Here is a 19578-nt window from a genome sequence, read left to right on the forward strand (position 1 = left end):
GGTCAGAAGCGGGCGCCGCCCGAGAAGCGGAAGGCCTGGGTGCGGTCGCCGCCGAACTTGCCGGTGATGGTCTGGCCGTTCGGGAGAACCGCCGTGCCGAACTGGCCGTCGTCCTTCGACAGGGCATAGGCGTAGTCGAAGCGGATCGGGCCGAGCGGCGACTGCCAGAGCAAGCTGACGCCGACCGAGGACCGGATGACGTTCTTGTCGCGCACGCAGGCCACGTTGCTCTGGTAGCCGGAGATGACCGAGACGTTGAACTGACGCGCTTCCGAACCCGCCGGGCAGGCGCCGAAGCCGGCATTGGTGATCACCTTCGAGCCGCCGTCATAGTTGAACAGCGTACCGGCATCGGCGAAGACCGCGCCCTTCAGGCCGAGATCGCGCGGCAGACCGAAGATCGGGAACTGCACTTCGAGTGAGCCACCGAAATAGGTGGTTCCGCCGAGCGCGTTGCCGGTCGGGTCGTTGAGCGTGTCGCGCGGGCCGATACCGGAAGGCGCGAAGCCGCGCACCAGCGTCGGTCCGAGGAAGTAGTGGTCGATCATGCGCAGATCGCCGCCACCGGTCGACTGCACATGGCCGGCCTGGACACGCGCGATACCGACGAAGTCCTCCAGGAACTCCCTGTAGTAACGCGCATCGGCGCTGACGCGCAGGAACTTCGAGTCGCCGCCGACGCCCGCGAACTCCGGCTTGATCTCGGCGACGAAGCCGTTGCGCGGGCTCTGGTAGTTGTCGAGCGAGTTGTAGTTGAAGTTCAGGCCGACCAGCGAGGTCAGCGTCGTGCCTTGAGCCTCCTTGACCGCGACCGTCGCTTCGCCGTTCGTCAAGCAGTTGAAATAATTCGTCGCAGGAGCTGCCGTGCCGAAGCCGGGCGTAATTCCCGGGAGCGGCAAGGAGCAGTCATTGTACGGCTTGTTGACCTCGTTCGGGATCTTGATCTCGGTCGTATAGATCGAATAGCGCGGCGTGATCGAGAACTCTTCCGTGATCGGGAAGGAGAAGCGGATCTGGCCGCCGGTCACGCGGCTCTCGAAATAGCCGATATTGGTGTTGTCGTTGAACTTCGAGAAGACGTCGAAGCCCGCCGCGATCCGATGACCGAGGAAGTACGGCTCGGTGAACGAGAAGTCGATGCCCTGGGTGCGCTGGCCCATCGTGCCGGCGATGCGGACATATTGGCCGCGGCCGAGGAAGTTCGACTCCGACAGCGAGACTTCGCCGATGATGCCGTCCGAGGTCGAATAGCCACCGGCGATCGAGAACGAACCGGTCGCCTTGTCCTCGACATCGATATTGACGATCACACGGTCGGGCGCGCTGCCCGGCTCGTTGGTGATGCGGACCTTGTTGAAGAAGCCGAGATTGTTCAGGCGGCGCTCGGCGCGGTCGATGAAGACCTTGTTGTAGGCGTCACCCTCGCCGAGATCGAGCTCGCGGCGAACGACATAGTCGCGGGTACGGGTGTTGCCGCGCACATTGATGCGCTCGACATAGACCCGCGGGCCTTCTTCGACGACATAGGTGATGCCGATCTGCCCGCTGGCCGCATCGCGCTCACCGCGCGGACGGACCTGTGCGAAGGCATAGCCGCGCCGTGCCACCTCGGTGGTCAGGGTGACCAGCGACCGCTCGACCGCCTCGGCGTTGTAGGTATCGCCGCTGGCCGTGTTGACGAGCGATTGCAGAACGGCCGGATCGACGTCACGCAAACGGGAATCGACCCCGACGTTACCGACCTTGTATTGCGGCCCCTCGTCGACGGCGACGTCGATGACCCAGCCGCCCGCCGCATCGTCGAAGCGGGCATCGCTCGAGACGATGCGGAAGTCGGCGTAGCCGTTCTTCAGATAGTAGCGTCGAATCAGCTCGAGATCGGCATTGATCCGGTCCGGATCGTAGACGTCGGAGGTCTTGATCCAGCTCAGGAAATTCGACTCGGTCGAGCTCATCAGCCCACGCAGGCGCGACGAGGAATAGACGCCGTTGCCGGTGAAATTGATCGACTTGATGCCGGTCTTGCCGCTCTCCTGGATGGTGAAGACCACGTCGGAGCGGCCGTTCGGCAGCGGCTGGATACGACCACTGATCGTGGCGAGCCCGTAGCCGGCGCGGCGATAGACCTCCTTGAGGCGCTCGACGTCGGCGTCGATCAGCTGCTGGCTCAACGGGCCATGCGCCTTGGACTGAACCTGACCGAGCAGCACGTCGCCCTTCAGGCGGCGATTGCCCTCGAAAGCGACGCGGTTGATCGTGTCGTTCTCCTGGACCGAGACGACGGTCTGCGCCCCCCGGCGGCTGACCTGCACATTCGAGAACAGGCCCGTCGCCATGAGATTCTGGCGAATCTCCTGCGGGTTACCCGAACCCTGCCCGGTCGCATAGGAACGGATCGTCTCCGCATCCACGCGACGGTTGCCTTGGACAATCACGGACTGCGCGAACACCACGCCACCGCTAACGGCCACCATGACGGCCGCAAGTCCGACTGATCGAGAGAGCCGCATGCGCAAGGACCGGCTCTGAAGCGTCGACGTCATCGGGTCGCCTATTCCATTCTTTGGGTCACCACCCCGCAAGCGGGGAACCTCGCTACAGGCGAGGCTCGGCGACATTGAAGACCAAACGCTTCTACAAAGTTTCCCGCAGGGTGCAAACCGCCATTGTCGTTAACAAAAGATTTTTGCGGGGGTCGTTGCGGAGAGGCCACGCGCCACGGCTTGAAAAGGCGCCCGGCACGAGAAAATGGGCCATAAAAAGCCACAATCCCCTGTCGCCAGGCGGTCTTAGAGAGGGACGTTGTCAGCCCGGTGCAAGCTAGTTTGCCGGGCAAGCGAGGACATGGAATCAGAGCAGCGAGCGGACATGGACGAGGTCGTTCCAGGTCACGAACAGCATCAGCATCAGGACCAGCCCCAGCCCCAGCCGGAAGCCGATCTCCTGCGCCCGTTCGCTCAGCGGTTTCCCACGCAGCGCCTCGATCGCATAGAACAGCAGGTGGCCGCCATCCAGCATCGGTACCGGGAACAGGTTCATCAGCCCGATAGACACCGACAGGATCGCCGCGAGATTGATCAGGCCAAGCAGCCCGCCGCTGGAGGCGACGATCCCCGAGACTTGGGCGATCCGGATCGGCCCCGACAACTGGTCGGTCGATTCCTTCCCCCGGATCAGCTTGGCGATGTAGTCATAGGTCCGCTCGACCACGAACCAGGTCTCGCTCATGCCGAGCAGCATCGACTGGCCGAGATTGAAATGCTGGGTCGTCCAGTCCTCGGGCTTCCCCGACGCCTGGACGCCGATGATCCCCAATCGCTGCTTGCCGACCGGTGAGGACGTCTCGACCAGATCGGGCGTCACCGAGAGGACGACGGACGTTCCCCCTCGGTCGACCGTGACGGGGAACGTCTCGCCCGGGCGGACGGAGATCGCCCGTTGCAGGTCGCTGAAGCTCTTGATCTCGCGTCCATCGACCTGGCGAACCAGATCGCCCGATTGCAGCCCGGCCCGCGCCGCCGCGCCACCGACCGTGACGCTGTCGACGCGCGGGGTCAGCGTCGGCTTGCCCATGAAATAGGCCGTCCCGCCGAAGATCAGAATGGCGAGCAGGAAATTGGCGATCGGCCCCGCGGCGACGATCGCCGCCCGCTCCGCGACCGACTGCGCCGGGAAGGAGCGCTCGCGCTCCTCGCGGCTCATGCCGACGAGCGTGTCGGACGTGGTCGAGCTCGTGGCATCGGCGTCGCCGGAGAACTTGACGTAGCCGCCGAGCGGTATCAACGCGAAGCGCCAGCGCGTGCCGTGCCGGTCATTGAAGCCGAACAGCTCGCGCCCGAAACCGATCGAGAAGGTCTTCACATCGACGCCGCACCAGCGCCCGACCAGGAAATGGCCGAGTTCGTGCACGAACACGACAAGGGTCAGGACGAACAGGAACGGCAGCAGATAACCCAGCACGAAGCTCGCCGCATGCCAGACCGATCCGACGATATCCATAAAACTCTCCAGGCTTCAGTCACTAGGTGACAGTGAAGCGGCCTCCGGACAAGAGCAGGCGGGTCCGGTTTCTCGCATCTTGGTCAACGGCGAGCGCTTCTGTGACGTCGGAAGGTGGCGAGGACGAGGCGCCCGCCATCTGCTCGCAGACGGCCTCGACCAAAGCGGGAATCGCGGGGAAGGCAATGCGGCGATCAAGAAAAGCCGCGACCGCGATCTCGTTGGCGGCGTTGAGCACGACCGGCGCGATTCCGCCTCCTGCAAGGGCCGCCATGGCGAGGCGCAATGCCGGGAAACGGGCGAGGTCCGGCCGCTCGAAGGCGAGCGGTCCGGCGGCGACCAGATCGAGGAAGCGGCTTTGCGGCGCGTCGAGCCGACCATCGACGCCAAGGCAATGGGCGGCCGCCACGCGCATGTCCGGCACCGCCATGCCGGCACTGACCGAGCCGTCGCGGAAAGTGACCAGGCCATGCACGATCTGCTGTGGATGGACCAGCACGTCGAGCTGGTCGGCGCCGAGCCCGAACAGGAAGAAGGCTTCGATCAGCTCCAGCCCCTTGTTCATCATGCTGGCCGAGTCGATCGTGATCTTGGCGCCCATCGCATAATTCGGATGGGCGAGTGCCTGTTCCGGCGTGGCGGCGGCGATCTTCTCCGCCGGCCAGGTCCGAAACGGCCCGCCCGAGGCAGTCAGCGTCATCGTCCGGACCGCCGAGATCGGTTCGGCTCCCAGCACCTGGAACAGGGCGTTGTGCTCGGAATCGAGTGGCAGGATGCGGGCACCAACGGCATGCGCCCGCGCCATCACGGCGGCGCCGGCGCAGACCAGGCTCTCCTTGTTGGCGAGCGCGACGGTGCGCCCCGGCGTCAGGGCAGCGAAGGTCGCCTCCAGCCCCGCTGCGCCGGAGATTGCGCTGACCACGATATCGCTGTCGCGCGCGACCGCTTCGAGCACGGCCTCCCGGCCGGCGCCGTGGCGGATGCCGCTGCCGGCGAGCGCAGCGGCGAGCGCCCCACCCTGCCCTTCATCAGCGATCGCCGCGAAATTTGCGCCGGTCTCGCGAGCGATCTGAGCCAGGCCAGCCGCGTCGCGGCCGGCGACGACCGCGCCGACCGCGAGCCGTTCCGGGTTCTCGGCGATGACGGCACGCGTCGAGCGGCCGATGGAGCCCGTGGCTCCCAATATGGTGATGGTGCGGCGCATCTGGCGATCAGTGTCCCAACCGCGCCAGATAAAGCAGCAGGCCGGCGAAGACCAGCACGGCCCAATAGCCGTCGAGCCGGTCGAGGAAGCCGCCATGGCCGGGTATCAAATGACTCGAATCCTTGGCGCCGAAGCGCCGCTTGATTGAGGATTCGAAGAGATCGCCCGCCTGGCTCGCGACGGAGGCCGCTAGCGAAACGGCAAGCACAGGCCAGAGGCCCGATGGCAGCCCGGGAAAGAACCAGGCCCAGACGGCGGTGCCGCACAGAGTTCCTGCCAAGGCGCCGCCGAGCGCGCCGGACCAGGTCTTTTTCGGGCTGACGCTCGGCATCAACTTCGGCCCGCCCAGGGCCCTGCCGGTGAAATAGGCCGCGATATCGGTGAGCCAGACCACGGCGAAGGTCCAGATGATCAGGGCAAGCCCGATTCCGGGCGCATCACGCAGCGCCGGTGTCACCAACGCGAAGCAGAGCGCATAGGCGACGCCGCAGACTTCCAGCAGCCGCTGATTGCTCGCCTGGGTCGTGACGACCGCGCCGGCGAGCGCTGCGAGCGCAGCAACCCCTGCGAGCGCGGCGCCGCTCAACGGCAGGAAGCCGAGCATGAGCCCGGTGAGGCCGACACCGATCCCACCCGCGACGGCATGCCTGCGGCTAACCATGGCAAGCCATTCATAGGCGACGACGCCGGCGACAGCGGTCCAGATCAGGCGGAAGGGCCAGCCGCCATACAGGGTGACGCCAAGAATGACGACTGCGAGCACCAGCGCCGAGATGACCCGCAGCCGAAGCTCTGATGCGCCCGCGCCGGCGCTACCGCCATTCACGCGACCCCCATCTTGGCTTCGGCCGGCTGACCGACACCGCCATAGCGACGCTCGCGGCGCTGATACTCCGCCAGCGCATCATCCAGCGCCTTGCGATCGAAATCGGGCCAGAGCACCGGCGTGAAGACGAACTCGGCATAGGCCGCCTGCCAGAGCAGGAAATTCGAGATGCGGGTCTCGCCCGAGGTGCGGATCACCAGATCCGGATCGGGCAGAGCGCCGGTGTCGAGATGTGAGGACAGCATGGCCTCGTCTATGGCCTCGGGTTGAAGCCGGCCGGCCGCAACCTCCACAGCAAGGCTTCGCGCCACGCGGGTGATCTCGTCGCGGGAGCCGTAATTGAACGCAACCACCAGGGTGAGGCCGGTATTGCCCTGCGTCATCGCCTCGGCGCGCTCGACGAGGGCGCGAAGGTCGGGCGCGAGGTCCTCGCGGCTGCCGATGATACGCACCCGCACGCCAGCTTCGTTCAGTTCGGCGAGGTCGTTCTCGACGAAGCGGCGCAGCAGCCCCATCAGGAACGAGACCTCGGTCATCGGCCGCCGCCAATTCTCGGTCGAGAACGAGTAGAGAGTCAGGACGCGGATGCCGAGATCAGCCGCGTTGCGGACCGTCCGCCGCAGCGCTTCAAGCCCGCGCCGATGTCCCTCCTGGCGCGGCAGGCCCCGCATCTGCGCCCAGCGGCCGTTACCGTCCATGATGATGGCGACATGGGCAGGAACTACCGGGCGCGGGCTGTCTGACATTTAGGTTGTCTCTTCCGGGCAGCCGCCCATGCGTCGATGATACAGGACGGCGCCGCGCCACGCACTTCAGACGTGCAGGATTTCCTTTTCCTTGGCGGCGAGGGCCTGGTCGATCTCGCCGATATGCTTGTCGGTCGCCTTCTGGACGAGGTCGGTCTGCTTGGTGACGTCGTCCTTAGGCATATGCCCGTCCTTTTCGAGCTTCTTGATCAGGTCCATGCCGTCGCGGCGCACATGTCGGACGGCCACCTTGGCGTCCTCGGCATATTTGTGCGCGACCTTGACCATCTCCTTGCGGCGCTGCTCGTTGAGCTCCGGGATGCGAATGCGCAGTACCTGGCCCTCGGTCTGAGGATTGAGGCCGAGATCGGATTCGCGGATCGCCTTCTCCACCGCCTGGACCATGCTGCGATCCCAGACCTGGACCGATAGCAGGCGCGGCTCGGGTACGCTGACCGTGGCGAGCTGGCTCAAAGGCGTGCGGGCGCCATAGGCCTCGACCGTGATCGGATCGAGCACATTTGCCGAGGCGCGGCCGGTGCGAAGCGAAGCCAGGTCGCTCTTGAACTTCTGAACGCCGCCGTCCATGCGGCGATTGAGATCGGCGAGATCGAAAGTGGTCTGGGCCATCGTCTTCAAAACCTTGTCGAAACCCGGCAAACGCAACGCCGGAAATGGGCGCGACCATGGCGAGCAGCCGCCGCAGGGTCAAGGATTTATGCGTCAACAGCATTTTCCCTGGCGGGTCCGCAAGAAAAATCGCCTCAAGCCGAAGTCCATGCGCCGTCATTCGGGGCAAGCGAAGCGCAGTCCCGGAAGCCATCGTAGAGTTCAACGCCCTTCGATGGATTCCGGAGCTTGGCTGCTTCGCAGCTTGTCCAGAGTGGCGGCGCGGAATCGGTGCCGGTCTCGATCGGGAGCCGATCGACACTATCTTGGGCTGAGGTCATCGCCCTCGAAGAGCAAGCACATGCCCCGGCTGAACCGCATCGTCGAAACCGCGCTCTATGTCGACGATCTCGACCGCGCCTCGGCGTTCTATGAGGAAAAACTCGGTCTCTCGTCGATGCTCAGGACCAGGACGCTCTATGCCTATGACATCGGCGGCCAGAACGTCCTGCTGCTGTTCCTGCGCGGCGCCTCGGTCCAGACGCAGGTCTCGGAACGAGGCAGCATCCCACCGCATGACGGCCATGGACCGCTGCATATCTGCTTTGCGATCGACGCCGGCGAGCTCGCCTCTTGGGAGGAGCGGCTCGGGCAGCACGACATAGAGATCGAAGGCCGCATGCGCTGGAACCGCGGCGGGACAAGCATCTACTTCCGCGATCCGGACGGCCATCTGCTTGAGATCATGACGCCGGGCAACTGGCCGAACTTCTGACCACGGCGCTTGGAGCCGCGGAACAACCAGCCCTCATCCTGGGGAGCCGCGCAGCGGCGTCTCGAAGGATGCTTCGCGAGGCTTCGGAACCAGCTGGATCATCCTTCGAGACGGCCCTGTCGGGCCTCCTCAGGATGAGGGCTGAGAGAAGCGCCGATCAGTTCAGGGCGTGACGTAGGTCGCCCTGCCCTCGCCGCGCAGCACCGCAGCGAGCATGCCGGGCTCGGCGATCGAGAAGACCACGATGGTGAGCGCCGCGTCGCGCGCCAGGGCGAAGGCGGCGGTGTCCATCACCTTGAGGTCGCGCTTGATCGCGTCCTCATGGGTCAGCGTGTCGTAGCGGGTCGCGCTCGGGTCCTTCTTCGGATCGGCAGAATAGACGCCGTCGACCTGCGTCGCCTTGAGGAGATGGCTGCAATCGAGCTCGGCCGCACGCAGGGCAGCGCCCGTGTCGGTGGTGAAATAGGGATTGCCGGTGCCGCCGCCGAGGATCACGACCTTGCCGTTGCTGAGATGGTCGAGCGCGCGCTTGCGGGCATAGCTCTCGCAGAGCGAGGGCATCGGCACCGCCGACATGGCGCGCGCAGGGGCCCCGGCGCTCTCGATCGCATGTTCGAGCGCGAGCGCGTTCATTACCGTGCCAAGCATGCCGATCGAGTCGGCGCTGGTGCGGTCGAGCCCTTTGGTCAGCCCCTGCACGCCGCGGAAAAAATTGCCGCCACCGACGACGATGCCGATCTCGACGCCCTCGCGCGAAGCATGGGCGATGTCCGCGGCCAGAGCCGTCAGCGTCGCGCCGTCGAGGCCATTTCCTGCAGGTCCTGCAAGGGCTTCGCCGGAGAGCTTCACGAGAACGCGTTTAGGTCTCATCGGGGCTCTCCACTGCTTGCGCCACATGTCCAACCCAACCGAATCGGCAGGTAGACCTTCTCTACTTACAAAAAAGGCCGCGCGAGGCGCGGCCTTTCTGTGTCCTATCAACGGGCTTGTCAGCCCGTGGTGCCGCCGGCCGCCGCGACCTCGGCGGCGAAGTCGGTTTCTTCCTTCTCGATGCCCTCGCCGAGCGCGAAGCGGGCAAAGCCCGTGATCTTGAGGGGACCGCCGACCTTGCCTTCGGCCTCCTTCAGCACCTGGGCGACCGACTTCGAGCCGTCATGGATATAAGCCTGGTCGAGCAGGCAGTATTCCTTGGCGTAGCTCTTCAGGCCGCTCTCGACGATCTTGGCCAGCACATGCTCGGGCTTGCCGGCGTTCTTCTCGGCCAGGATCGCCTTCTCGCGCTCCAGCACCGCCGGGTCGACCGAAGCGAGATCGAGCGCGACCGGGTTGGTCGCAGCGATGTGCATCGCGAGCTGACGGCCGAGGCCGGCAAGCTCGTCGCCCTTGCCGCTGGTCTCCAGGCCGACGATGACGCCGATCTTGCCGAGCCCGTCGGCGATCGCGCCATGGACATAGGAGCCGATCACGCCGGCCGAAACCGAGACCTGCGCGACGCGGCGCAGCGTCATGTTCTCGCCGATGGTGGCGATGGCATTGGAGATCGCGTCGGCAACGGTGCCGCCGCCCGGATAGTGATGGGCGGCCAGCGCCTCGACGTCGCCACCGCGCTCGAGCGCAACATCGGCGATGGTGCGGGCCAGCGCCTGGAATTCCAGGTTGCGGGCGACGAAGTCGGTCTCGGAGTTGACCTCGACCACGACGCCGCTATGGCCGCGCACCGCGACGGCGACGAGGCCCTCGGCGGCGACGCGGCCGGCCTTCTTGGCGGCCTTGGACAGGCCCTTGGCGCGCAGCCAGTCGATGGCGGCTTCCATGTTGCCGTCCGTGGCCGAGAGCGCGGCCTTGCAGTCCATCATGCCCGCGCCGGTCTTGTCGCGGAGTTCCTTCACCATGCCGGCGGTGATCGCAGCCATTTGCGTCGTCCTTGCTGTCTTGGCGGCCTCACCCGGTGGCGTGCCGCAACTCTAAAATCCGGTCCCCATTGGCAAACGCCGACGTCCCGTTTCCGGCGTCGGCGCTGCTTGGGCTTAATCAGGTATCGAAGTGCGACGCGCCGATGACGCGCCGCAAGTCGGAAGATCAGGCGTCGGCGAGATCGCGGGCCTGGGCAACCCAGCCCTGGCTCTCGATGCGGCCGGCGAGCTTCAGGTCGTGATCGACCTTGGTGACATCGGCCGGGCTCATGGCAGCGAGCTGCCAGAAGTGGAAGATGCCGCCGTCGTTGAGCTTCTGCACGATCTCCGGGCCCATGCCGGTGAGGCGCATGAAGTCGTCCGGCGCGCCGCGCGGCGCGGTCAGCAGCTCGAAGGCCTGGCCTTCGCCAGCCGCCGGCTCGGCAGCGAGCGCGGTCTCGACGACCGGGGCCTCGGCAGCGCCGAGATCGATGCCGCTGTCGCCCGAGGCGCGCGAGATGCCGTCGATGGCCGAACGGGCGATCAGGTCGCAATAGAGCTGGATGGCGCGGCCGGCGTCGTCATTGGCCGGGACCGGGAAGGTGATGCCGTCCGGATCCGAGTTCGAATCGACGATGGCGGCGACCGGGATGCCGAGGCGCTGAGCCTCCTTGATCGCCAGCTGCTCCTTGTTGGTGTCGATCACGAAGATCATGTCGGGAGTGCCGCCCATGTCCTTGATGCCGCCGAGCGCCTTCTCGAGCTTGTCACGCTCGCGGGCCAGCATCAGGCGCTCCTTCTTGGTCAGGCCGGTGCCGCCGCCGGAGAGCAGCTCGTCGACCTTGCGCAGGCGCTGGATCGAGGCCGAGATGGTCTTCCAGTTGGTCAGCATGCCGCCGAGCCAGCGGGAGTTGACGTAGTACTGGGCCGAGCGCTTGGCGGCGTCGGCGATGGCGTCCTGCGCCTGGCGCTTGGTGCCGACGAAGAGGACGCGGCCGCCGCGGGCGACGGTGTCGCTGACCGCCTGCAGGGCGCGCGACAGCATCGGCACCGACTGCGACAGGTCGAGGATGTGGATGTTGTTGCGCGTCCCGTAGATGAACGGCGACATCTTCGGGTTCCAGCGATGAGCCTGGTGGCCGAAGTGGGCGCCGGCCTCGAGCAGCTGACGCATGGAGAAATCAGGCAGAGCCATGGTATTCTTGTCCTTCCGGTTGAGCCTCTGGGGAGCGAATGAGCCGGCCATGAACTGGCTGGTCACCGGAACGCCTCGGTGTCGAGGTGATGCTTCCCATGTGGAATGAGGCGCGCCATACACGCGATGGCGCGGGAATGCAAGGCTTGGGGCCGGATCGTCAGAGCGAGCCGACCTCATAGGCGACGTCATAAGCCCCCGGCACGGCGCGTTCCAGCAAGGGGCGTATCCGTGCCATGTGGCTGGTGAAACGCTCGTCGCGGCTGAAGCGCTGCGCGGCCTCCTCGCTCTCGAACATCGTCACCAGAACGACGTCGCGATCCACGCGCGAACGGAACAGCCGCCCGCCGACCAAGCCTTCGACCTTGCCGCGCAAGGTATGATGCTGGGCGAGCTGCAGCTCCATGAACTCGGCGAAGCATTCAGGCTTCGGTGTGATGACGCTGATGTTGACGACCGGCTGATCGGGCATGCCCGGCTCCTTCGATGCAGATGCAGGAGCCGGGTCGATACGACCTCAACCAAGGTCGAGGTCAAGGCATGCTCCGCCAGATACTGGCAGGAGCGGCCTGCGTCGATTTCACTTCGGCAGCGATGAGGCAGCCAGTTTCACTGCGTCACCGAGCTGCTTGCAGAACGCCGCAGCCGTGCTGCCCTGCGCTTTCGAAACCGCTTCGATGTCCTGGGTCACCCCCATCATCGACAGCGTACCCTTCTTGCCGAGCGCCTCGGCGGTATCGCCGGCGCTCTTGTCGGCCGGCGGCGGGATCAGGGCCAGAACCTTGGTCTGAATCTCGAGGATGTCGGCACCGACATGGCCCTTCTCGGCGCAATAGCTGATGACGCCGAGCTGGTTGCGACCGGCCTGATAGGCGGCGGCGAGCTGGTCCGCCGGATTCTGGGCGAAAGCGTGCCCGCCGGACAAAGCCACCAATACGGCAATGACACTGAAACGCTTGAAGAAAAGCAGCATGACAATCTCTCTCGAATTGAACGCACCCGCAGGTGCAAGCCCCGCTTCGCCAGCGCACGAACAGCCTCCCGTGGGACACGGCAAGCAGGTCCGGGCGCATGGCGAAAGCAGGCCGCCTTTGTGAGAGCCTGATGACGTTTCGCCGAAAGCTCCCCCTGCCCACCGCGCCGGCGACCGAGGCGGAATACCATCTGTATTTTACCCAGCGCTCGGTTTTTCACTTCGGGCGGAACCTCATCCAGCCATATCACTCGCTCGCCTAATGATGTTCAGACGAACGACAGGAGGGAGCAAACCATGCAAGTGATCGCCCATAATCCGAGCCGCGGCATCTATCCGGCGACCTCGGACTACGCCCACGCCATGGAGGTCGTTGCGCCGCGGCGCCTGCTCTTCGTCAGCGGCACGATGGGGCTCGACGAGGCCGGAAAGCCCGGTGCGACACTCGACGAGCAGCTGACGCTGATCTGGAACAATCTGCGCGCGATCCTCGCTTCCGCGGAGATGACCGTCGACAACATCGTGCGCCTGACCAGCTATCTGCGCGATGCCGGCTTCGCCGAGGCCAACCAGAATGCCCGTCTCGCTGCCCTCGGCGGTCGCGCAATCCCAACCACCGCGATCGTCGCGCAGACGCTGCGCGACGACTGGCTGATCGAGGTCGAGGTGATCGCCGCGGCCTGAGCCGACGCCGGATTGCACGGATGCCCCGTACCTCGTTGGCAAAACGTTCACGTCGATCTGCTAGCAGGAGCTCGGAAGTCGGCCTGGATGACTGCGGCGTGTTGCTCGATCTGAGGACAATCTATCTGGCGGGCGCGATCACCGCCTTGATTCTTGGCCTCGTGCAGCTCGCCGCCTACGCAACCGGTCGCTTCGAGCGCTGGCCGCTCTGGTGGGGGCTGAGCAACCTGCTGATGGGGATTGGCTTCATCGGCGTAGGGTTGCGGGGCGTTGTTCCCGATATCGTCTCGATCCCGCTCGCCAACACCGTCAGCTGGATCGGCTATCTGCTCGTCCTGTTCGGGGTTCGAAGCTTTGCCGGGCAGCCGGCACGCCTGCCGCTCTACATCTTGGCGATAGCAGCCGCCGCCATTCCATTGTTCCTGTGGAACGAGCCTGAAGGCTTCGTCAGACGGGTTGTTCTCGTTTCCATCCTGGTCATGGCCTGTGATGTGCTCCTCGTCCGGGAAGGCCTGCTGCTGTGGCGGCGGGACCGGCTCGTCTCTGGTGCGATCCTGGCCGCCCTGTTCGCCCCGACGGTCATTCTGTTCGCATTGCGTGCCTGGCTCGCAGTGACCGGAGAGCTCGGCGTCGAACTATTTCCCGCCGACAATGCCGATCCGTGGTTCGCCGCCACCGGCACGGCTTTCGTGCTCCTGCGCAGCGGCGCCCTGCTGCTGCTCGCCGCTGAGCGAAGCCGCAACAGGCTGGTGACGATCGCCCAGCACGATCCGCTCACCGGCGCGATGAACCGCAGCGGCCTCGAGCGCGCCATGGCCCGGATCGCTGCCGACGCCGGCAAGCGCCCCGGCCGGCTGACCCTGCTGCTGATCGACATCGACCACTTCAAGAGCCTGAACGACACGCATGGCCACGCCGCCGGCGACCATATCCTGCAGCTCTTCGCCGGAGCGGCTCGCAGCGAGCTGCGCGCCAGCGACATACTGGCGCGCCATGGCGGCGACGAGTTCGTCGCCCTCCTCCCGCACATGCCGACCAAGGACGCGGTGCGCGTCGCCAATCGGATCCGCTCCGCCTTCGCGCGGGCTCTCGCCGACTGGGACGGGGATCCCTTGCGGCAGCCGACGCTGAGCATCGGCGTCGCCGAGGGCGATGCTGCCAGCGACGAACTGGAGACGCTGCTGCAGCATGCCGACGAGGCCCTCTATCGCTCGAAGCGGCTCGGCCGCGACCGCGTCCAGGTGCAGATCCACGCCTTGGCGCGGTGAAACGATCTCAATCGGCCAGATCGGCGAGCCCCGCCCGCCTGACGCCGAGCGCCGTCATCTCGGCCCAGGCGCGGTCGAGCGAGCCGTCGAGATCGATGGCGCGGCAAGCCTCCTCGATGACAATCGTCTCGAAACCGTGGCGGGCCGCGTCCTGCGCCGTCCAGTTCACGCAGAAATCGGTGGCGAGGCCAGCCACCACGACGCGTGCGATGCCCCGTTCCTTGAGATAGCCGGCGAGGCCTGTCGGCGTGGTGCGGTCGGCCTCGACGAAGCCGGAATAGCTGTCGACCTCGCGGCGGCAGCCCTTGCGGATCACCGCCTGCGCGATGCTGAGGTCGAGCCCAGAATGGAACGCCGCGCCCGCACTGCCCTGCACGCAATGCTCCGGCCAGAGGACCTGCGTGCCATAGGGCATCGCGATCGTCTCGAACGGAACCTTGCCCGGATGGCTCGACGCGAAGGACGAATGCCCGGCCGGATGCCAGTCCTGCGTCAGCACGACCGTGGCGAAGCGCCGGCCGAGTTCGTTGACGAGCGGGGCGATCTCGTCGCCGCCCGCGACGGCCAGGCTGCCGCCGGGGCAGAAATCGTTCTGGACGTCGATGACGATCAGCGCGGTCCTGGCATCGATCACGGGCTTGCTCACGCTGACGCTGCTGCGGTCCGCGTCATCCGCGTGATGCCCTTGCGGGCGGCGAACATGCGGCCATAGACGTCGCCGGCGAGATCGGGCCGGTAGCAGCGCTGTTCGAGCAGCGGGTCCCAGATATGCTCGACCGTGTCGATCAGCTCGAAATCGGCGTTAAGCCGCGCCTCCAATTGCACGCGATTCTTGCGGTTCTGGTATTCGAGCAGCACCAGCGAGGTCTTCGACAGGTCGAGATGGTCGAGCACGTCGCCCTCGCCGCCCTCGATGTCGATCTTGACGATATCGGCCGAAGGCAGCCTCGCCGGATCGACCACCGCGACCTCGTAGCGCTCGACCATGGCATCGGCGACGAAAGTGTCGCCGGCATAGGAGGCGAGCCCAGATTCACCGTCGCCGGCAAAGCGGCTGAGGAAGGTCGCGGTCGTCTGACCGCCGGGAAAGAGCGCGGCATTGACCGTGACGATGTCGCGGCGCCGGTCGGTGTTGCGCTTCAGGAGTTCATAGGTGCCCGGATGCGGCTCGTAGGAGGTCACGGTGCTGCCCGGCCAGCGCGCGCTCGCCCAGAGCGCGAAGGAGCCGACATTGGCGCCGATGTCGAGGATGTCGAGGCCGACACCGTCGAAGCCGCATTCGTATTCGCCCTCGAGCACGTCCTTGATCGCCCAATGCATCGCATCGGGCACGGCAAGGCACATCGGAATGCGCGCGACGTATTGCTTCATTCTCTCCCCCAGGCATCGCCGGCCATCTCCGCGGCCGGCTTCGGCACATCTGACGCCGCAGCAGCTTGCGGCGCAAGCTCGGGCATTCCGTACCCCCTCAACCCTCATCCTGAGGAACCGCGAGGCGGCGTCTCGAAGGATGCTCCAGCTGGTTTCGGAGCCTCCTGGACCCTCCTTCGAGACGCGAGCTGTGCTCGCTCCTCAGGATGAGGGCTGAGAAGAGGGTCAAGGCCGGTCAGCGCAGCTCGACCTCCATGACCCCGGGCGCGGTGCGCAACGCATTGGCCAGCTGCTGGCTGACCGGATAACGCCCGGGCAATTCGATCTCGACCAGTTGGGCACCGTCGTCGAGAAGCATCATCAGCGAGATCTTGCCGTCGGCGCGCACGCCGTCGCGCGGCTTCACCCGCTCGGCGATCGAATTGAGCGCCTTGTCGTCGCGCAAATGGATCAAGAGATCCTGCTTCTGCCGCCCGGCGAGTTCGTCGAGCCGCTCGACATCCTCGATGCGCGGACGAACCTCTTCGCCGTCGAGCACAGCCGAAAGCCGGACCACCAGCGCCGCACCGGGTTCGAGCAGGTCGCGATAGCGCTGCAGGCCCTCCGAGAACAGGATCGCCTCGAACTGCCCGGTGGGATCGGAGAGCTGGACGATGCCCATCTTGTTGCCGGACTTGGTCCGCCGCTCCGACCTGTCGATGACGGAGGCGGCGACCTTGGCGATCGAGGTGCCCTTCGACCTGACGGCACGGGCGAAGTCGGCATAGCTTTGAACCTTCAACCGCTTCAGCACATGCTCGTAATCGTCGAGCGGGTGGCCGGAGAGGAAGAAGCCGACCGCCTCGTGCTCGCGCCGCAATCGCTCGGCCGGGGCCCAGGGCTCGAAGGGCGGGATGCGGAAGGCTTCGGCCACGCCGCCGCCACCGAAGAGCTCGGACTGGCCGCCCTCGGCCGCCTCGCGGGTGCGGTTCGACAACGCCAGCATGCCGTCGACCGCCGCCATCGCCTTGGCCCGCTCCGGCTCGATCTCGTCGAGCGTGCCCGCTGAGATCAGCGCCTCGATCGTGCGCCGATTGACCAGGCGCGTATCGATCCTTCGCGCGAAATCGGCGAGGTCCCGGAACGGTCCTTCCTTGGCTCGCGCCGCGATGATCGACTCCACCGCGGCCCGGCCGACCCCCTTGATCGCGCCGAGCGCATAGCGGATCGCGCCGTCGGCGACGTCGAAGTCGACGCCGGAGCGGTTGATCGAGGGACGCTCGACCTTGATGCCGAGCCGCTCGGCCTCGCGCCTGAATTCCGAGAGCTTGTCGGTGTTGCCGATGTCGAGCGTCATCGACGCCGCCATGAACTCGACCGGGTAATTGGCCTTCAGATAGGCGGTCTGGAAGGCGACGACGGCATAGGCCGCCGCGTGGCTCTTGTTGAAGCCGTAGTCGGCGAACTTCGCCAGAAGATCGAAGATCTCGGAGGCCAGGTCCTTCTTCAGGCCGGCCTCGATCGCGCCCTTCACGAAACGGTCGCGCTGGGCGTCCATCTCGGCCTTGATCTTCTTGCCCATGGCGCGGCGCAGCAGGTCGGCTTCGCCGAGCGAATAGCCCGACAGCGCCTGCGCCACCTGCATCACCTGTTCCTGGTAGACGATGATGCCATGCGTCTCGGACAGGAACGGCTCCATGCCGGGATGGAGATAGGTCGGCTCCTCCAGCCCGAGCTTGCGGCGGCAATAGGTCGGGATGTTGTCCATCGGGCCGGGACGGTAGAGCGCCACCAGCGCGATCAGGTCCTCGATCCGGTCGGCCTTCATCTCGACCAGCGCCTTGCGCATGCCGACCGATTCCACCTGGAACACGCCGACTGTCTCGCCGCGCGCCAGCATCTCGTAGGTCTTGGGATCGTCGAAGGGCAATTGCGCCAGATCGACCGAAATGCCGCGCTGGGCGATCAATTGCACCGCGATGGTCAGCGTCGTCAGCGTCTTCAGGCCGAGGAAGTCGAACTTCACCAGCCCGGCCTGCTCGACCCATTTCATGTTGAACTGGGTGACGCGCATGCCGGTGCGCGGATCGACCGAGAGCGCGACGAGCTGCTCCAGCGGCCGATCGCCGATGACGACGCCGGCGGCGTGGGTCGAGGCGTGACGGTGCAGGCCTTCGAGCTTCTGGGCGATCTCGAGCAGGCGCCCGACCACCGGCTCCTCGGCCGCCGCCTCCTGCAGCTTCGGCTCGCCGGCGATCGCTTCCGGCAGCGTGATCGGCTTGGCCGGGTTCTGCGGCACCAGCTTGGTCAGCTTGTCGACCTGGCCGTAGGGCATTTCCAGAACGCGGCCGACATCGCGCAGCACGCCGCGCGCCTGCAAGGTGCCGAAGGTGATGATCTGGGCGACGCGTTCCTCGCCATAGCGATGCTTGACGTACTCGATCACCTCTTCACGCCGGTACTGGCAGAAGTCGATGTCGAAGTCCGGCATCGAGACGCGGTCGGGATTGAGGAAGCGCTCGAACAACAGGCCGAAGCGCAAAGGATCGACGTCGGTGATGGTCAGCGCATAGGCGACGAGCGAGCCCGCGCCCGAGCCACGGCCCGGCCCGACCGGGATGTCCTGCGCCTTGGCCCATTTGATGAAGTCCGAGACGATCAGAAAGTAGCCCGGGAATTTCATCCGGGTGATGATCGAGAGCTCGAAATCGAGGCGCTTGTCATAGGCCTCGACCGTGAAGCCCTCGGCCGGGCCGTGCTTGGCCAGCCGCGCCGCAAGGCCCGCGCGCGCCTGCGCTTCCAGCTCCTCGGCTTCGTCGCGGCCTTCCTTGCCGAAGCGCGGCAGGATCGGCTTGCGCGTGCCGACGCGCCAGGCGCAGCGCCGGGCGATCTCGACCGTCGAGGCCAGCGCCTCCGGCAGGTCGGCGAAGCGCCGCTTCATCTCCTCGCGGCTTGCGAAATAATGCGCCGGCGACACCCGCCGCCGCTCGCCATCCGAGAGCAGACGCCCGGCCGCCACGGCAAGCAGCGCGTCATGCGCCTCGAAATCCGCAGGCTTGCCGAAGAAGGGCTCATTGGTGGCGACGATCGGCAGGTCGTTGTCATAGGCGAGCCTGAGCAGGCCGGCCTCGACCGCCGGCCCGTCCTCGCGCTCATGGCGCTGGATCTCGACATAGAGCCGGTCGCCGAAGATCGCCGTAAGGCGCTTCAGGCGCGCTTCCGCCTGTGCCGGCTGGCCGGCGCGCAGGGCGAGGTCGAGCGGCCCGCCCGCTCCACCGGTCAGGGCAATTATATCGTTGTGATAGGCTGCAAGATGATCGATGCTCGCGACAGGGCTGCCGCCGGAGGCAGCGAGGCAGGCCTCCGTCACCAGCTTCATCAGATTGCCGTAGCCGGCCTCGCTGGTCGCCAGCAGCACGAGATGTGGCGTCACGCTCTGGAGCGGCTTGCGCCCGCTTGTGTCCTCATCGGCGAAGTCGACCGAAAGCTGCACGCCGGCGATCGGCTGGATGCCCGCTCCCGCAAGCTTCTCGGAGAATTCGAGCGCACCGAACAGGTTGTTGGTGTCGGTCAGCGCCATGGCCGGCTGGCCGTCGCCGGCGGCGAGCTTGGCGAGCGCGCCGACCTGGATCGCGCCTTCGAGCAGCGAGTAGCTCGAATGGACATGCAGATGGACGAAGCCAACCTCGTCCTGAACCTGTGTAACGTCTTTGCGGTCGGTCATCGCGCCCTCCGGCACGCCGTCCGTTCAGCCGATGGGCCGAGCGAGAGGACCTGCGCCGATTCTTGATCCCAGGAGCATGCTCCGAACCGCTTATTGCGCGCCATCCCTGCCCGGTCGAGCCGCCCCATTTGCGAGGCTGTGGATGCCGTCGCGCACGGCATGCAACTCCGCTCGCAAGGAACCGCTCAGACATGCGGCCCAGAAGCCAGCGCAGCCCAGACCCAGATCATTCCAACGAAGAGCGCGAGTGCCAGGAACTCCACGGCTCCGGCCATCAGCTTGCGGGCAATCACCATGTCCGATCTCCAATGTTCTTTATATGTTCATATTAGT

At 65.9% G+C, this 19578-nt stretch carries 17 protein-coding genes; 3 read left to right on the plus strand and 14 right to left on the minus strand.

What is annotated here, in order from left to right; all coding sequences use genetic code 11:
* Positions 1-2: 2 nt before the first annotated feature.
* From bamA to frr, 6 genes are all read right to left on the minus strand, one after another.
* A complete protein-coding gene (bamA, locus tag BMZ69_RS01595; protein ID WP_244543160.1) occupies positions 3-2474 on the minus strand; it encodes an outer membrane protein assembly factor BamA in 2472 nt (823 codons plus the stop codon).
* A gap of 376 nt (positions 2475-2850) precedes the next feature.
* Positions 2851-3999 (minus strand): RIP metalloprotease RseP, encoded by a 1149-nt coding sequence (gene rseP, locus BMZ69_RS01600; protein WP_092154106.1) that lies wholly within the window; start codon positions 3997-3999, stop codon positions 2851-2853.
* A gap of 22 nt (positions 4000-4021) precedes the next feature.
* Positions 4022-5203, minus strand: a complete 1182-nt coding sequence (gene dxr, locus BMZ69_RS01605; RefSeq protein WP_092154108.1) for a 1-deoxy-D-xylulose-5-phosphate reductoisomerase — start codon at positions 5201-5203, stop codon at positions 4022-4024.
* Between the two features lie 7 nt (positions 5204-5210).
* Positions 5211-6029 carry a phosphatidate cytidylyltransferase gene (locus tag BMZ69_RS01610; protein WP_092154110.1) on the minus strand — a complete coding sequence of 273 codons (819 nt, stop codon included), beginning with the start codon at positions 6027-6029 and terminating at the stop codon, positions 5211-5213.
* A complete protein-coding gene (locus BMZ69_RS01615; protein ID WP_092154113.1) occupies positions 6026-6775 on the minus strand; it encodes an isoprenyl transferase in 750 nt (249 codons plus the stop codon). The genes BMZ69_RS01610 and BMZ69_RS01615 overlap by 4 nt, the downstream gene beginning before the upstream one ends.
* Positions 6776-6841: 66 nt before the next feature.
* Positions 6842-7405, minus strand: a complete 564-nt coding sequence (gene frr, locus BMZ69_RS01620) for a ribosome recycling factor (protein ID WP_092154115.1) — start codon at positions 7403-7405, stop codon at positions 6842-6844.
* 340 nt (positions 7406-7745) lie between these two features.
* Here frr and BMZ69_RS01625 point away from each other — a divergent pair, with 340 nt between their 5' ends.
* Entirely contained in the window at positions 7746-8159 is a 414-nt protein-coding gene (locus BMZ69_RS01625) for a VOC family protein (protein ID WP_092154117.1), read from the plus strand.
* A gap of 162 nt (positions 8160-8321) precedes the next feature.
* On the opposite strand, the gene pyrH is transcribed toward BMZ69_RS01625, so the two are convergent.
* The 5 genes from pyrH to BMZ69_RS01650 form a co-directional block, all read right to left on the minus strand.
* Entirely contained in the window at positions 8322-9029 is a 708-nt protein-coding gene (gene pyrH, locus BMZ69_RS01630; protein ID WP_092154119.1) for a UMP kinase, read from the minus strand.
* Between the two features lie 119 nt (positions 9030-9148).
* Positions 9149-10072: a translation elongation factor Ts gene (gene tsf, locus BMZ69_RS01635; protein WP_092154121.1), complete on the minus strand. Its 924-nt coding sequence runs from the start codon at positions 10070-10072 to the stop codon at positions 9149-9151.
* A 166-nt stretch (positions 10073-10238) separates the two neighbouring features.
* The gene (locus tag BMZ69_RS01640) at positions 10239-11246 is read right to left on the minus strand and encodes a 30S ribosomal protein S2 (RefSeq protein WP_092154616.1); all 1008 of its coding nucleotides are present in this window, start codon (positions 11244-11246) and stop codon (positions 10239-10241) included.
* Positions 11247-11406: 160 nt separating this feature from the next.
* On the minus strand, positions 11407-11718 hold the full coding sequence (locus BMZ69_RS01645; RefSeq protein WP_092154123.1) for a putative quinol monooxygenase: 312 nt from the start codon (positions 11716-11718) through the stop codon (positions 11407-11409).
* Between the two features lie 108 nt (positions 11719-11826).
* Positions 11827-12219 carry a pore-forming ESAT-6 family protein gene (locus BMZ69_RS01650; RefSeq protein WP_175506625.1) on the minus strand — a complete coding sequence of 131 codons (393 nt, stop codon included), beginning with the start codon at positions 12217-12219 and terminating at the stop codon, positions 11827-11829.
* A gap of 297 nt (positions 12220-12516) precedes the next feature.
* On the opposite strand from BMZ69_RS01650, the gene BMZ69_RS01655 reads away from it, so the two are divergent.
* Together BMZ69_RS01655 and BMZ69_RS01660 are read left to right on the plus strand one after the other, a co-directional pair.
* The gene (locus BMZ69_RS01655; RefSeq protein WP_092154125.1) at positions 12517-12903 is read left to right on the plus strand and encodes a RidA family protein; all 387 of its coding nucleotides are present in this window, start codon (positions 12517-12519) and stop codon (positions 12901-12903) included.
* 98 nt (positions 12904-13001) lie between these two features.
* Positions 13002-14171: a GGDEF domain-containing protein gene (locus BMZ69_RS01660; protein ID WP_092154127.1), complete on the plus strand. Its 1170-nt coding sequence runs from the start codon at positions 13002-13004 to the stop codon at positions 14169-14171.
* A 7-nt stretch (positions 14172-14178) separates the two neighbouring features.
* On the opposite strand, the gene pncA is transcribed toward BMZ69_RS01660, so the two are convergent.
* The 3 genes from pncA to dnaE form a co-directional block, all read right to left on the minus strand.
* A complete protein-coding gene (gene pncA / locus BMZ69_RS01665) occupies positions 14179-14817 on the minus strand; it encodes a bifunctional nicotinamidase/pyrazinamidase (RefSeq protein WP_244543161.1) in 639 nt (212 codons plus the stop codon).
* Entirely contained in the window at positions 14814-15542 is a 729-nt protein-coding gene (locus tag BMZ69_RS01670; protein ID WP_175506626.1) for an FkbM family methyltransferase, read from the minus strand. Before BMZ69_RS01670 ends, pncA begins: the two co-directional genes overlap by 4 nt.
* 235 nt (positions 15543-15777) lie before the next feature.
* Positions 15778-19245, minus strand: a complete 3468-nt coding sequence (gene dnaE, locus BMZ69_RS01675; protein ID WP_092154132.1) for a DNA polymerase III subunit alpha — start codon at positions 19243-19245, stop codon at positions 15778-15780.
* Positions 19246-19578 lie beyond the last annotated feature (333 nt).

It is taken from the genome of Allobosea sp. CRIB-10 (assembly GCF_900112185.1).
Taxonomy (GTDB): Bacteria; Pseudomonadota; Alphaproteobacteria; order Rhizobiales; family Beijerinckiaceae; genus Allobosea.